We start from the raw sequence: 13,766 nt of genomic DNA on the forward strand, positions 1-13,766 counted from the left end.
CTACATCGAGGAAACAACAGTGGAAGCACTGCAGCAGAAGATTCGCGAAGAAGGCATCGTGCTTTCCGATCAGGTTCTCAAAGTCGATGCGTTTCTCAACCACCAGATCGACCCTGCGCTGATGCAGCTGATCGGTGACGAGTTCGCCCGCCTGTTCGCCGATGCCGGCGTGACCAAGATCGTCACCATCGAAGCGTCGGGCATCGCCCCGGCGGTGATGACCGGCCTGAAGCTGGGCGTGCCGGTGATCTTCGCGCGCAAGCACCAGTCGCTGACCCTGACCGAGAACCTGCTGACTGCCACGGTGTACTCCTTCACCAAGCAGACCGAGAACACCGTGGCCATTTCGCCGCGCCACCTCAACAGCAGCGACCGCGTCCTGGTGATCGACGACTTCCTGGCCAACGGCAAGGCGTCGCAGGCACTGATCTCGATCATCAAGCAGGCCGGCGCCACCGTGGCGGGCCTGGGTATCGTCATCGAGAAGTCGTTCCAGGGCGGCCGTGCCGAGCTGGACAGCCAGGGCTACCGCGTTGAATCGCTGGCCCGGGTGAAGTCGCTGGAAGGTGGCGTGGTTACCTTCATCGAGTGATGGCTTTTGGGGCCGCTTTGCGGCCCTTTCGCGACACAAGGCCGCTTGTAGGAGCGGCCTTGTGTCGCGAAAGGGCTGCAAAGCAGCCCCGGCACTCACCGGGTCGCCGCCAACCCCGCCAGCAGCAACCGCTGGTAAAGCTCTTCCTTCAACCCCTGCGGATCATCCAGCCGCATCCGCGCCAAGTGCGCCACATACCCCTCAGGCCCCGGTGCATCCAGCGCCGCCTTGCCCAACTCCAGCACCTCGCTGAGCTTGAACTTGCTCTTCAGCCAGTTCAGCGCCCGCAACAGGTCCCGTTCTTCTGCCGTGAAGTCAGTGCCCAGCGGATACTCCGGGAACAGACGTGCATGCCGCGCCCGTATGGCCTCCAGCCGCTCTGGGGTGTTATCCGTGAACCGCGCATCCAACTGGAAATCCCTCGCCAGCTTGCCAGCCTTCTTGGCCTGCTCGATCAGCTCTGCCTGGAAACGCGAGTCGCTGATCGCCAGCAACCGTGCAATCACCTCGCTGTCGGTCTGCCCACGCAGGTCGGCGATGCCGTACTCGGTCACCACGATATCGCGCAGGTGCCGGGGGATGGTGCAGTGGCCGTAGGCCCAGAGCAGGTTGGAGCTCACCTCGCCGCCCGCCTCGCGCCAGCTGCGCAGCAGCAGTATCGAGCGCCCGCCTTCCAGGGCGTGGCCCTGGGCGACGAAGTTGTATTGGCCGCCGACGCCGCTGAGCACGCGGCCGTCTTCGAGCTGGTCCGCCACCCCGGCGCCCAGCAGGGTCATGGTGAACACGGTGTTGATGAAGCGTGCATCGCGGCGCTGGCGGCGCTTGAGCGCTTCCTGCCCGTACAGCTCGTTGATGAAGCTGATGCGCGTCATGGCGAAGCGTTCGCGCTGCTCCAGCGGCATCTCCCGCAGCCGCTGGTAGAACGCCCGCGGGCCAAGGAAGAAGCCGCCATGCACCAGCACCCCGCGCTCGTCTGCCGGGCGCCGCACCACGCCGGCCTCGGCCAGCGCCAGCAGGCCGTTGACGAACATTTCGCTGCAGCCGTACAGGCCCTGGGCGAAGGGTGCCAGGCCACCTTCGCGATCGATCAGCGCCTGCCACGGGCCCACGTCCAGCTCATCCAGCAAGGCCCGGTAGCCGCCATTGTCGCCCTGGCGCGCCAGCAGCGCGGCGGCGACGGCATCGCCCATGGCGCCGATACCGATCTGCAAGGTGCCGCCATCGCGCACCAGCGAGCTGGCATGCAGGCCGATGCAATGGTCCTGGGTGGTGACCGGCATGTTCGGCGTGGAGAACAGGCGCCGCTGCTCCACCTCATCGATCAGCAGGTCGAACGCATCGATCGGCAGCTCGGCGTCACCGGGCATGTACGGCAGCTCGGCGTGGACCTGGCCGAGCATGAGGATGGTTTCGCCGGCGGCGCGGCGCTTGGCGATCATCGGCAGCAGGTCGAGGGTGATGTCGGGGTTGCAGGCCAGGCTCAGGTGCACGGGCTTGTCCGGCGCCGCGGCCACCAGCTGGGCGACCAGGTTCAGGCCCTTGGCGTTGATGTCGCGGGCTGCGTGGCTGTAGTTGCTGCTGACGTAGTCCTGTTGCGCGGCGTCGCTGTGCAGCAGGCTGCCGGGCTGCATGAAGAACTGCTCGACGCGGATGTTCGGCGGCAGGCTGTCGTTGCGCAGGTCGGCGAGGTAGTCGAGCTCTTGGTAGTCGGCGAACACGCGTTCGATGAAGGGTTCGAGAAAGCGCCGCTGCAGGCCATCGCCCAGGGGCGGGCGGCCGAGGCTGAGGGCGGTGTAGAGGGTCAGGCGGCGCTCGGGCAGTTGGCGAACGCGCTGGTACAGGGCATTGACGAAGGCATTGGGTTTGCCAAGGCCCAGGGGCAGGCCCATGTGGATGTGGGCTGGCAGGCGCGACAGCACTTGCTCGACGGCCTTGTCGATGGAGCAAAGGTGCATCTTGGCCTCCTGAGTTTGCGTAGGGTCAGGGCGTTTGACATGAGGCCGAGCTCATTCGTTGCCTGAACCGGCCTCATCGCCGGCAAGCCGGCTCCCACAGGTACTGCACAAGCCTCAAGGTACCCTGTGGGAGCCGGCTTGCCGGCGATGAGGCCAGCGCAGACAACGCAAAAACAAAGCCCGCCAAAAAAGGCGGGCCTCGTGCAATTCGATGGCGGCTTACAACCCGGACATCTTCTTGATTGCCCCTTTCAGGTCATCATCCGAGCAGTCCGCACAGGTGCCCTTCGGCGGCATGGCGTTGATCCCGGTAATGGCCTTGGCCAGGATGCCATCGAGGCCGCCCTGGTGATCGGCACGCTCTTTCCACGCCGCGGTGTCGCCGATCTTCGGCGCGCCCAGAAGGCCCGTGCCATGGCAGGCATTGCAATGCTTGGCGATGACATCATCCGGCGTCTTGGCGCCGCCACCCCCGCTCGCCGCGGCGGCCACTTCCATGCCCTTGCACTCCTGGCCCTGGACACACACCTGGCCAACCGGCTCCAGGCGTTTGGCAAGTTCATCGTTGGTCGCTGCGGTTGCGCTCAGTGCCCAAAGGGCGAATACGGCTGCTGGTACGGCCAGCATCTTCTTGATTTGGTTCACGCGTACACCCTCATGGTGGCTAATCACGCCCGCGGCCACGGTAATGCGAGCGTTGAAAAGTATAGCGGCAACCTGGAAGCCGTGAAACGACCCCACTGGGGAAAGGGGTATTGCAACAGCAATGCACTGCGCTGGATCAAAAATTCGACGGCGTGGCGGCGCTGATCAGTCGGGCAGGCTGGTCGAACGGGTTGCGAAAGCGGTGCGGGCGGGTGCTTTCGAAGTAGTAGCTGTCGCCCTCTTCGAGGACGAAGATTTCGTTGCCCACCACCAGCTCCAGGCGGCCTTCGAGGAGGATGCCGGTTTCCTCGCCATCGTGGGTGAGCATCTCTGCGCCGGTGTCGGCACCCGGCGGGTACACCTCGGTCAGAAACGCAATGGCCCGGTTGGGGTGCGACTTGCCCACCAGCTTCATGGTCACCGCGCCGTCCGAGATGTCGATCAGCTCGTGGGCCTTGTAGACGATCTGGGTGGGGCTTTCAGGTTCCAGCTCGACCGAAAAGAACTCGACCATGGACATGGGAATGCCGCTGAGCACCTTGCGCAGTGAGCTGATCGAGGGGCTGACGCTGTTCTTCTCGATCATCGAGATGGTGCTGTTGGTCACACCCGCACGCTTGGCGAGTTCACGCTGGGACAGGCCCTTGAGCTTGCGGATGGCTTGCAGTCGTTCGCCGACGTCCAAAGCTGGAGCCTCCTGAAACGGTGTGATGGGGGGGTGGATGTGAACGATATCATGGCAATGCCGTTCAGTATTTACAACACACCGCCCCTCACACTGTCCGCATCGGCGCCTTATTCGCCGTAATAGTCCAGCGGCACGCGTTTCAGGTTGCAGAAGATCTGGTAGGGAATGGTCCCGGCATGCATGGCCACTTCGCTGGCCAGCACCTGCTTGCCCCATAGCTCGACCGGGCTGCCGACGGTGGCTTCGGGCACATCGGTGAGGTCGATGCAGAGCATGTCCATCGACACCCGGCCAATCAGCTGGCTGCGCTTGCCGGCGACCATCACCGGCGTGCCGGTGGGTGCCTGGCGCGGGTAGCCGTCGGCATAGCCCATGGCGACCACGCCCACGCGGGTGGGGCGCGGGCTGATGAACTTGGCGCCATAGCCCACCGGCTCGCCGGCAGGCAGTTCACGCACGCTGATCACCCGCGATTGCAGGGTCATCACCGGCTGCAGGCGCTCGGCCTGGGCCTGCTCGACCTCGAAGGGCGTGGCGCCGTACAGCATGATGCCAGGGCGCACCCAGTCGCTCGGGGCCTGTGGCCAGGCCAGCACGCCCGGGGAGTTGCGCAGGCTGCACTCGGCGGCAAGGCCCTGGCGAGCGGCGTCGAACACGGCGATCTGCTGGGCGGTGGCATCGGCGTCGAGCTCGTCGGCGCGGGCGAAGTGGCTCATCAGCACGATGCGCGAGACCTTGCCGCTGGCCAGCAGGCGCTGGTAGCTGTCGTGATAATCCTTGGGGTGCAGGCCCACCCGGTGCATGCCGCTGTCGAGCTTGAGCCAGATGGTCAGCGGCTTGCTCACCTGGGTTTTCTCGATGGCCTCCAGCTGCCACAGCGAATGCACCACGCACCACAGGTCATGCTCGGCGATCAGCGCCAGCTCGCTGGCTTCGAAAAAGCCTTCGAGCAGCAGCACCGGCGCCTTGATGCCGGCCGCGCGCAGTTCCAGGGCTTCTTCGATGCAGGCCACGGCAAAGCCGTCGGCTTCGGTTTCCAGGGCCAGGGCGCAGCGCACGGCGCCATGGCCGTAGGCATCCGCCTTGATCACGGCGAGGGCTTTGGCGCCGGTCAGTTCACGGGCAAGGCGGTAGTTGTGGCGCAGGGCCTGGAGGTCGATCAGGGCACGGGCGGGACGCATGGCGGCAGCCTTATGGTGGTTCGGGTTGAAAACGGTGTGGTGTTCATCGCCGGCAAGCCGGCTCCTACAGAAGCCGGCTTGCTGGCGATGAGGCCGGAGCAGTCGCCTTACTGCTGGTGAGCAGGCGCGGTCTGGCCGTGCTTGGCCACTTCCGGGCTGTTGCCGTAACGGGAAATGTCCAGCCCTTCGGCACTGATCTGCGGCTTCTTGCGCGCAATCAGGTCGGCCAGCAGGCGACCGGAACCACAGGCCATGGTCCAACCCAGCGTACCGTGGCCGGTGTTGAGGAACAGGTTGCGGAACGCGGTGGCACCCACGATCGGCGTACCGTCCGGGGTGGCCGGGCGCAGGCCGGTCCAGAAGCTGGCCTGGCTCAGGTCGCCGCCGCGAGGATAAAGGTCGTTGACGATCATCTCCAGCGTTTCGCGCCGCGCCGGGTTCAGCGACAGGTCAAAACCGGCGATCTCCGCCATGCCGCCCACCCGGATGCGGTTGTCGAAACGGGTGATGGCGACCTTGTAGGTCTCATCGAGGATGGTCGAGGTCGGGGCCATGTCGGCGTTGGTGATCGGCACGGTCAGCGAGTAACCCTTGAGCGGGTACACCGGCGCCTTGATGCCCAGCGGCTTGAGCATCTGCGGCGAGTAGCTGCCCAGGGCCAGCACGTAGCGGTCGGCGGTTTCCAGCTTGCCGTCGATCCACACGCCATTGATGCGATCGCCGGCGAAGTCCAGGCGCTGGATGTCCTGGCCGAAGCGGAACTCGACGCCCAGCTTCAGGGCCATGTCGGCAAGCTTGGTGGTGAACAGCTGGCAGTCGCCGGTCTGGTCGTTGGGCAGGCGCAGGGCGCCGGCGAGGATACCCTTCACCCCGGCCAGGGCCGGTTCGACGCGGGCAATGCCGTCGCGGTCGAGCAGCTCGTAGGGCACGCCCGATTGCTCGAGTACGGCGATGTCCTTGGCCGCGGCGTCTACCTGGGCCTGGGTGCGGAACAGCTGGGTCGTGCCGAGGCTGCGGTTTTCGTAGGCGATGCCGGTTTCGGCGCGCAGTTCGTCGAGGCAGTCGCGGCTGTATTCGGACAGGCGCACCATGCGCTCCTTGTTCACCGCGTAACGGCTGGCGGTGCAGTTGCGCAGCATCTGCGCCATCCACAGGTACTGGTCGACGTCGCCGGTGAGCTTGATGGCCAAAGGCGCATGGCGCTCGAGCAGCCACTTGATGGCCTTCAGCGGTACGCCTGGGGCAGCCCAGGGCGAGGCATAGCCGGGCGAGATCTGGCCTGCGTTGGCGAAGCTGGTTTCCATGGCCACCGCCGGCTGGCGGTCGACCACGGTCACTTCGAAACCTTGCCTGGCCAGATAATAGGCACTGGCGGTTCCGATTACACCGCTACCAAGTACCAGAACTCGCATCGTTTATCCCTCGCACGCGGATTACCGCAAAATTTTGTTGATATGGCATGGATGCGCGCAGTATATGAATTCGAAGCCAGTGCAATTCACTATATAAAAGCCTATATTTGGCGAGAATTCTTGGCAAAAACGCCTTTCACGGAGGGGCATCCCCTATGAGAACCCAGCACCAGAGCAAGCGTGAACTGGACAAGATCGACCGCAACATTCTGCGGATTCTGCAGAATGACGGGCGCATTTCCTTCACCGAGCTGGGCGAGAAAGTTGGGCTTTCCACCACCCCTTGCACCGAGCGCGTCCGCCGCCTGGAGCGCGAGGGCATCATCATGGGCTACAACGCCCGGCTCAATCCGCAGCACCTGAAGGGCAGCCTGCTGGTGTTCGTGGAAATCAGCCTGGACTACAAGTCGGGGGACACCTTCGAGGAGTTCCGCCGCGCGGTGCTCAAGCTGCCCCATGTACTGGAATGCCACCTGGTATCGGGCGATTTCGACTACCTGGTGAAAGCGCGTATCTCGGAAATGGCCTCGTACCGCAAGCTGCTCGGCGACATCCTGCTGAAGCTGCCGCACGTGCGCGAGTCGAAGAGCTACATCGTGATGGAGGAGGTAAAGGAGAGCCTCTGCCTGCCGATCCCGGACTGACCCTAGACCAGCACCTGGCGGGTGCTGGCGATGAACCGGTGGACGATCAGCTCGGCCTGTGGCTCGAGCATCTGTTCAGGGCCGCGGCCACGGGGGCAGGCCATGCTCGGCGTGGTGCCGAACAGGCGGCAGATCATCGGCCGCTCCTCATAGACCGTGCAGCCGTTGGGGCCCAGGTGCACGCAATCCAGGCGCTCCAACGCGGCGTCCTGCTCGGCTTGGGTCTTGCGCGGCAGGCGGGCCATTTCTTCCGTCGAGGTGGTGACTGGGCCGCAGCAGTCATGGCAGCCGGGCTCGCACTCGAATGAAGGGATGAGTTCGCGCAGGAACTGGATCTTGTGGCGGTTGCAGGACATGGCGGGGTACAGATTGAAGGGTGAGGGTGAATTATAGGGCCAATCGCCGGCAAGCCGGCTCCCACAAGTAGCCCGCTGGTCTTGGCAAGGTGATGGTCCTGCGGGAGCTGGCTTGCCAGCGATGAGGCCTGTTGCCCCACCACAAAACCCCGGCTTATCCTCCCCTTCCGTCTAAATGCCCAGGACCCGCCCCATGATCCACAGCGCGCAGCACGCCGCCTCCTACTACGCCGCCAGCAGCGCGCCACACCCCGATCATGGCTACCTGCAGGGTGAACACAGCGCCGACGTGTGCATCGTCGGCGGTGGCTATTCGGGGCTGAACACCGCCATCGAACTGGCCGAGCGCGGCCTTTCGGTCATCCTGCTGGAAGCTCGCAAACTCGGCTGGGGCGCCAGCGGGCGCAACGGCGGGCAGCTGATTCGTGGTGTCGGCCATGGCCTGGAGCAATTTCTGCCGGTGCTGGGTGAAGAAGGCGTGCGCAGCCTGAAGCTGATGGGCCTGGAAGCGGTGGAAATCGTCCGCGAGCGGGTCGAGCGCCACGCCATTGCCTGCGACCTGACTTGGGGCTATTGCGACCTGGCCAACAAGCCCGGCGAGCTGCAAGGCTTTGCCGAGGATGCCGAGGAACTGCGCAGCCTGGGCTATCGCCACGAACTGCGGCTGGTGCAACCGGGCGATATCCACAGCGTGGTCGGTTCCGAGCGCTATGTCGGCGGCCTGATCGACATGGGCTCCGGGCACCTGCACCCCCTGAACCTGGCGCTTGGCGAAGCGGCCGTTGCCAGCCGGCTTGGCGCACGGCTATTTGAGCAATCCGAAGTCACCCGCATCGACTATGGCCCACAAGTGAAGGTGCACACCGCCCAGGGCCTGGTGCGCGCCAAGACCCTGGTGCTGTGCTGCAACGCCTACCACAACGACCTCAACCGCGAGCTGGGCGGCAAGGTGCTGCCCGCCGGCAGCTACATCATCGCCACCGAGCCGCTCGGCGAAGAACGCGCCCGCCAGTTGCTGCCGCAGAACATGGCGGTGTGCGACCAGCGCGTGGCGCTGGACTACTATCGCCTGTCCGCCGACCACCGCCTGCTGTTCGGCGGTGCCTGCCACTATTCCGGCCGCGACCCGCGGGACATCGCCGCCTACATGCGGCCGAAGATGCTCAAGGTGTTCCCGCAGCTGGCCGACGTGCGCATCGACTACCAATGGGGTGGCATGATCGGCATCGGCGCCAACCGCCTGCCGCAGGTGGGCCGCCTGGCCAGCCAGCCGAACGTGTATTACGCCCAGGCCTACTCGGGCCACGGGCTCAACGCCACCCACCTGGCCGCTCGCCTGCTGGGTGAGGCGATCAGCGGCCAGCAGAGCGGGCGCTTCGACGTGTTTGCCAAGGTGCCGCACATGACCTTCCCTGGCGGCAAGCACCTGCGTTCGCCGCTGCTGGCGCTGGGGATGCTCTGGCATCGGCTGAAGGAGCTGATGTAGGAGCGGCCTTGTGTCGCGAAAGGGCTGCGCAGCGGCCCCTCGATTGCTGTAGCGCTGCTCAGGACTGGGGCTGCTTTGCAGCCCTTTCGCGACACAAGGCCGCTCCTACAGGTCAAGGCTTCCAGAAGGGTTTGCGCCCTTCTTCCCGGGCCTGCTCCCGGCTCAGGCCAATATCGCGCAGCTGTTCGTCGCCCAGCTCCAGCAAGGCCCGGCGGGTGTGCCAGCGATGCAGCATCAAGCCCCAACGGCCCAGGCCTGCCGGCGCATTGAAGACCTTGGTCCGCTGCTCATCCTCCAATTCCCGGGCCATCAGTTGCACGCGCACATCGCTCATGCCAGCCATTGCTGCATCCTCCCACTCAGTTGATACCGTGGGCTAAGCATGCCCGCAGGCAACCTTGGCAATACAGATCCAAACGCGGCTTATTATTCCCATACAGAATTGGCGAATAATCAGCTGAATGCTGTAATTTCTGCGCAACTGTACTGGTCGTTTCCTACAACTTGCCGCGGAGTATGCCGTGACCCTCTACCTGAACCTCGCCGAGCTGCTCGGCGCACGCATCGAACAGGGCCTCTACCGCCCCGGCCAGCGCCTGCCTTCGGTGCGGGCGTTGAGCATGGAGCACGGGGTGAGCCTGAGTACCGTGCAGCAGGCCTACCGCATGCTCGAGGACAGCGGCATGGTGTCGCCGCGCCCCAAGTCCGGCTACTTCGTCAGCGACCACCGCCAGCTCCCTGCCCTGCCCGCCGTCAGCCGGCCGGCCCAGCGCCCGGTGGACATTTCCCAGTGGGAACAGGTGCTGGAGCTGGTACGCAGCACCCCGCGCCAGGATGTGATACAGCTCGGCCGCGGGATGCCCGATGTCGACAGCCCGACCCTCAAGCCCTTGCTGCGCAGCCTCGCCCAGCTGAGCCGCCGCCAGGACATGCCGGGGCTGTACTACGACAACATCCACGGCAACCTGGCCCTGCGAGAGCAAGTCGCCCGCCTGATGCTCGACTCCGGCTGCCGCCTGGGCCCGAACGACCTGGTGGTGACCACCGGCTGTCACGAGGCGCTGTCGTGCAGCATCCGCGCGGTCTGCCAGCCGGGGGACATCGTTGCGGTGGATTCGCCCAGCTTCCACGGCGCCATGCAGACCCTCAAGGGCCTGGGCATGAAGGCCCTGGAGATCCCCACCGACCCGCTCACCGGCATCAGCCTGGAGGCCCTGGAACTGGCGCTGGAGCAGTGGCCGATCAAGCTCATTCAGGTCACCCCGAGCTGCAACAACCCACTCGGCTACATCATGCCCGAGGCCCGCAAGAAGGCCCTGCTGAGCCTGGCCCAGCGCTATGACGTGGCGATCCTGGAAGACGATGTGTATGGCGACCTGGCCTACACCTACCCGCGCCCGCGCACCCTCAAGTCGTTCGACGAAGACGGCCGGGTGCTGCTGTGCAGCTCGTTCTCCAAGACCCTCGCCCCCGGCCTGCGCATCGGCTGGGTAGCGCCTGGCCGCTACCTGGAGCGGGTGCTGCACATGAAGTACATCAGCACCGGCAGCACCGCCTGCCAGCCGCAACTGGCGATCGCCGACTTCATCGCCGGCGGCCACTACCAGCCCCATGTGCGGCGCATGCGCAGCCAGTACCAGCGGGGCCGCGACCTGATGAGCGACTGGGTGACCCGCTACTTCCCGCCCGGCACCCGCGTCAGCCGGCCCCAGGGCGGTTTCATGCTGTGGGTGGAATTGCCCGAAGATTTCGACACGCTTCGGCTGAACCGAGCTTTACTGGAGCAGGGCGTGCAGATTGCGGTTGGCAGCATCTTTTCGGCTTCGGGCAAGTTTCGCCACTGCCTGCGCATGAACTTCGCGGCGCGGCCGAGCGCGCAAATCGAAGCCGCGGTGCGCAAGGTGGGTGAAACCGCCCTTCGTCTACTGGATCAAGCGCGTAACCCGGCGTAACTTTGCGCCGCCCGCCACGGTCCAACCCCTTAGGCCTTTGCTGTACAGGACGATCCACCCTTGATACTCCAGCGAGCCCTGCCTCTGCTGATGCTGCTCGCCCTCGCCGGCTGCGCCAGCGTCGACCTGCCTCGGGACACCAGCCAGGCCCTGCCGGCCAGCGATTCGGCCTTCGGCCGCTCGGTGCTGCGCCAGGCCGCGCCCTATGCCGGGCGTTCGGGCTTTCGCCTGCTGCCCAACAGCAACGAGGCGTTCCGCGCCCGCGCCGAGCTGATCCGCCATGCCCAGGCGAGCATCGATTTGCAGTACTACATCGTCCACGACGGCCTGAGCACTCGGGCGCTGGTCCACGAACTGCTGCGCGCCGCCGACCGCGGGGTGCGCGTGCGCATCCTGCTCGACGACACCACCAGCGATGGCCTGGACACCATCATGGGCACCCTGGACGCCCACCCGAACATCCAGATCCGCGTCTTCAACCCGCTGCACCTGGGGCGCAGCACAGGTGCCACGCGGGCCGTGGGGCGCCTGTTCAACCTCTCGCGCCAGCACCGGCGCATGCACAACAAACTGTTCCTGGTCGACAACAGCATGGCCATCGTCGGCGGGCGCAACCTGGGCGATGAGTATTTCGACGCCGAGCCCAACCTCAATTTCACCGACATCGACCTGCTGGGCGTGGGCCCGGTGGCCGAGCAGCTTGGCCACGGTTTCGACCAGTACTGGAACAGCGCCCTGAGCCGGCCGATCGGCGACTTCCTCTGGCGCCAGCCGGACGCTGACGACCTGCGGGCCAGCCGCCAGCGCCTGGAAGTGTCGCTGGCCGAGGCGCGGGTGCGGCGCAAGGCGCTGTATGACCGGCTGATGGCCTACCAATCGCAGCCGCGCCTGGATGTGTGGCGCAACGAGCTGATCTGGGCCCACAGCCAGGCGCTGTGGGATGCACCGAGCAAGGTCTTGGCAGACGACGAGCCCGACCCGCAGTTGCTGATGAGCCAGCAACTGGCGCCGGACCTGGCGGCGGTGCACAACGAGCTGATCCTGGTATCGGCCTACTTCGTGCCGGGCGAGACGGGGCTGCTGTACCTCACCGGCCGCGCCGACGCCGGCACCTCGGTGAAGCTGTTGACCAACTCGCTGGAAGCCACCGACGTGCCGGCCGTGCATGGTGGCTATGCACCTTACCGGCGGGCACTGTTGGAACACGGCGTGCAGCTGTTCGAGCTGCGTCGCCAACCGGGCGACCCCAGCGCCGGGCGCCTGAATTTCCATGGCAGCTCGGACTCCAGCCTGCACAGCAAGGCGATCGTCTTCGACCGGCGCAAGACCTTCATCGGCTCGTTCAATTTCGACCCCAGGTCGGTGCTGTGGAACACCGAAGTGGGGGTGCTGGTGGACAGCCCGGAGCTCGCCGAGTACACCCGCGAGCTGGCCATGCAGGGCATGGCGCCGGCGCTGAGTTATCAGGTCAGGCTGGTGAATGACAAGCTGGTGTGGGCGACCGAGGACAATGGCCAACGCCACCTGCTGACGTCGGAGCCGGGCGGGCTCTGGCGGCGCTTCAATGCCTGGATCAGCAAGGCGGTTGGCCTGGAGAAGATGCTGTAGCCGCTGGCGAGCCAGCTCCCACAGGGCTGCAGGTGCTCCTACGTTTGTGGGAGCCGGCTTGCCGGCGATGGGCTGCGCAGCAGCCCCAAATGGCCTCAGGCCGAAGCCGGCTCGAAAGCGCCTTGCCGGCGGGTCAGCAACACCAGCCCCGCCGCGCCCGCCGCCATCAGCCACAGCAGCGCATGGCCACTGACCCACTGGCTCCCGGCACCGGCCAGCAACGGCCCGAGCAGGCAGCCAATGCCCCACAGCTGCGCCACGTGGGCGTTGGCCCGCACCAGCGCATCATCCCGGTAGCGCTCGCCGATCAGCACCAGCGACAAGGTGAACAGGCCACCGGCACTGGCCCCGAACAGCACCCACAACGGCCAGATCACCGGCGTGTGCAGCAGCAGCGGAATCGCCAGGCTGGAGACCAGCAAGGTCACCGCACAACCGGTGAACAAGCTGCGCCGCGACATGTGATCGGCCAGCGCGCCGATGGGCAGTTGCAGCACCGCGTCACCCACCACCACGGTACTGACCATGAACAGGGCGATTTCGGTGGTGAAGCCTTGCTGCAGGCAATACACCGGCAGCAAGGTCAGAATCATCGCCTCGAAGGAGGCGAACAAGGCGATTGCCCAGGCGATCACCGGCAGGCGTCGACAGAAGCCGAACAGGTCGCCGAAGGTCACGCTGCAGGCCTCGGTGCTGGGTGCGCCACCCCGGCCCAACAGCAGCAGGGGCGCACACAGCAGCAGGCCGGTCGCGGCCCAGAAGCCGAAATCGTCGTCAGACCCCAAAAAGCCCAGCACCAGCGGCCCAGCCAGCTGGCTCAGCGCATAGCTGCTGCCATACAGCGCCACCAGGCGGCCACGCCATTGCTCGACCACCAACTGGTTGATCCAGCTTTCGCCGAGGATGAACACCACGGTCAGCGACATGCCGATCAGCAAGCGCAGCGCCAGCCACAAGGGGTAGCTGGGCAGCAACGCCAGCAGGCCGATCGACAAGGCACCGCCCCACAGGCACAGGCGCATGGCCGACGGCACACCGACCCAGCCGGCCAGGTGGCTGGCAAGGCTGGCCCCCACCAGCACGCCCAGCGCCGGCATCGCAGCCATCACGCCGATGGCGAAGCTGCCGTAGCCCCAGGCCTCCAGGCGCAGGGACACCAGCGGCATGCTCACGCCGAGCGCGAGCCCGACACTCAGCACCGATGCCAGTACGGCGAAGTAGGTACCCCAGCGCATTGCAGCCTCCCA

13 protein-coding genes are annotated in these 13,766 nt (G+C 65.7%); 5 read left to right on the top strand and 8 right to left on the bottom strand.

All coding sequences use genetic code 11. From position 1 onward, the window contains the following. Positions 1–19 precede the first annotated feature (19 nt). The gene (locus L6D75_RS03560; protein WP_008092892.1) at positions 20–592 is read left to right on the top strand and encodes a xanthine phosphoribosyltransferase; all 573 of its coding nucleotides are present in this window, start codon (positions 20–22) and stop codon (positions 590–592) included. Positions 593–687: 95 nt separating this feature from the next. On the opposite strand, the gene L6D75_RS03565 is transcribed toward L6D75_RS03560, so the two are convergent. From L6D75_RS03565 to dadA, 5 genes are all read right to left on the bottom strand, one after another. After that, positions 688–2,547, bottom strand: coding sequence for an acetyl-CoA hydrolase/transferase family protein (locus tag L6D75_RS03565; RefSeq protein WP_176511349.1), 1,860 nt, complete (start codon positions 2,545–2,547; stop codon positions 688–690). Between the two features lie 219 nt (positions 2,548–2,766). Further along, positions 2,767–3,192 carry a c-type cytochrome gene (locus L6D75_RS03570; RefSeq protein WP_176511434.1) on the bottom strand — a complete coding sequence of 142 codons (426 nt, stop codon included), beginning with the start codon at positions 3,190–3,192 and terminating at the stop codon, positions 2,767–2,769. A gap of 136 nt (positions 3,193–3,328) precedes the next feature. After that, a complete protein-coding gene (locus L6D75_RS03575; protein WP_021785230.1) occupies positions 3,329–3,877 on the bottom strand; it encodes a cupin domain-containing protein in 549 nt (182 codons plus the stop codon). A gap of 110 nt (positions 3,878–3,987) precedes the next feature. Continuing rightward, complete coding sequence (alr, locus tag L6D75_RS03580) at positions 3,988–5,061, bottom strand: alanine racemase (RefSeq protein ID WP_176511348.1); 1,074 nt, start codon at positions 5,059–5,061, stop codon at positions 3,988–3,990. 107 nt (positions 5,062–5,168) lie between these two features. Next, on the bottom strand, positions 5,169–6,473 hold the full coding sequence (dadA, locus tag L6D75_RS03585; RefSeq protein ID WP_176511347.1) for a D-amino acid dehydrogenase: 1,305 nt from the start codon (positions 6,471–6,473) through the stop codon (positions 5,169–5,171). 155 nt (positions 6,474–6,628) lie between these two features. On the opposite strand from dadA, the gene dadR reads away from it, so the two are divergent. Continuing rightward, positions 6,629–7,117, top strand: coding sequence for a transcriptional regulator DadR (dadR, locus tag L6D75_RS03590; RefSeq protein WP_003258963.1), 489 nt, complete (start codon positions 6,629–6,631; stop codon positions 7,115–7,117). A gap of 2 nt (positions 7,118–7,119) precedes the next feature. Here the strand turns inward: dadR and L6D75_RS03595 are convergent, their stop codons facing one another. Further along, positions 7,120–7,473, bottom strand: a complete 354-nt coding sequence (locus L6D75_RS03595) for a YkgJ family cysteine cluster protein (protein WP_176511346.1) — start codon at positions 7,471–7,473, stop codon at positions 7,120–7,122. A gap of 193 nt (positions 7,474–7,666) precedes the next feature. Between L6D75_RS03595 and L6D75_RS03600 the strand changes: the two genes are divergently transcribed. After that, positions 7,667–8,959 carry an NAD(P)/FAD-dependent oxidoreductase gene (locus L6D75_RS03600; RefSeq protein WP_176511345.1) on the top strand — a complete coding sequence of 431 codons (1,293 nt, stop codon included), beginning with the start codon at positions 7,667–7,669 and terminating at the stop codon, positions 8,957–8,959. Positions 8,960–9,071: 112 nt separating this feature from the next. On the opposite strand, the gene L6D75_RS03605 is transcribed toward L6D75_RS03600, so the two are convergent. Then, complete coding sequence (locus L6D75_RS03605; RefSeq protein ID WP_176511344.1) at positions 9,072–9,302, bottom strand: DUF1127 domain-containing protein; 231 nt, start codon at positions 9,300–9,302, stop codon at positions 9,072–9,074. Between the two features lie 178 nt (positions 9,303–9,480). On the opposite strand from L6D75_RS03605, the gene L6D75_RS03610 reads away from it, so the two are divergent. Both L6D75_RS03610 and L6D75_RS03615 read left to right on the top strand, forming a co-directional pair. Then, complete coding sequence (locus tag L6D75_RS03610) at positions 9,481–10,911, top strand: aminotransferase-like domain-containing protein (protein WP_176511343.1); 1,431 nt, start codon at positions 9,481–9,483, stop codon at positions 10,909–10,911. 60 nt (positions 10,912–10,971) lie between these two features. Continuing rightward, positions 10,972–12,519 (top strand): phospholipase D family protein, encoded by a 1,548-nt coding sequence (locus tag L6D75_RS03615; RefSeq protein WP_176511342.1) that lies wholly within the window; start codon positions 10,972–10,974, stop codon positions 12,517–12,519. Positions 12,520–12,614: 95 nt separating this feature from the next. Here L6D75_RS03615 and L6D75_RS03620 read toward each other — a convergent pair whose 3' ends face one another. Then, on the bottom strand, positions 12,615–13,754 hold the full coding sequence (locus tag L6D75_RS03620) for an MFS transporter (protein ID WP_176511341.1): 1,140 nt from the start codon (positions 13,752–13,754) through the stop codon (positions 12,615–12,617). Between the last annotated feature and the right edge of the window lie 12 nt (positions 13,755–13,766).

Source organism: Pseudomonas faucium (assembly GCF_021602585.1).
Lineage (GTDB): Bacteria > Pseudomonadota > Gammaproteobacteria > Pseudomonadales > Pseudomonadaceae > Aquipseudomonas > Aquipseudomonas faucium.

What these genes read in the sequence shown, in the direction of transcription:
- L6D75_RS03565 (WP_176511349.1), bottom strand. Translation starts at nt 2,547, where the DNA reads ATGCACCTTTGCTCCATCGACAAGGCCGTCGAGCAAGTGCTGTCGCGC.
- alr (WP_176511348.1), bottom strand. Translation starts at nt 5,061, where the DNA reads ATGCGTCCCGCCCGTGCCCTGATCGACCTCCAGGCCCTGCGCCACAAC.
- dadA (WP_176511347.1), bottom strand. Translation starts at nt 6,473, where the DNA reads ATGCGAGTTCTGGTACTTGGTAGCGGTGTAATCGGAACCGCCAGTGCC.
- dadR (WP_003258963.1), top strand. Translation starts at nt 6,629, where the DNA reads ATGAGAACCCAGCACCAGAGCAAGCGTGAACTGGACAAGATCGACCGC.
- L6D75_RS03595 (WP_176511346.1), bottom strand. Translation starts at nt 7,473, where the DNA reads ATGTCCTGCAACCGCCACAAGATCCAGTTCCTGCGCGAACTCATCCCT.
- L6D75_RS03600 (WP_176511345.1), top strand. Translation starts at nt 7,667, where the DNA reads ATGATCCACAGCGCGCAGCACGCCGCCTCCTACTACGCCGCCAGCAGC.
- L6D75_RS03605 (WP_176511344.1), bottom strand. Translation starts at nt 9,302, where the DNA reads ATGGCTGGCATGAGCGATGTGCGCGTGCAACTGATGGCCCGGGAATTG.
- L6D75_RS03620 (WP_176511341.1), bottom strand. Translation starts at nt 13,754, where the DNA reads ATGCGCTGGGGTACCTACTTCGCCGTACTGGCATCGGTGCTGAGTGTC.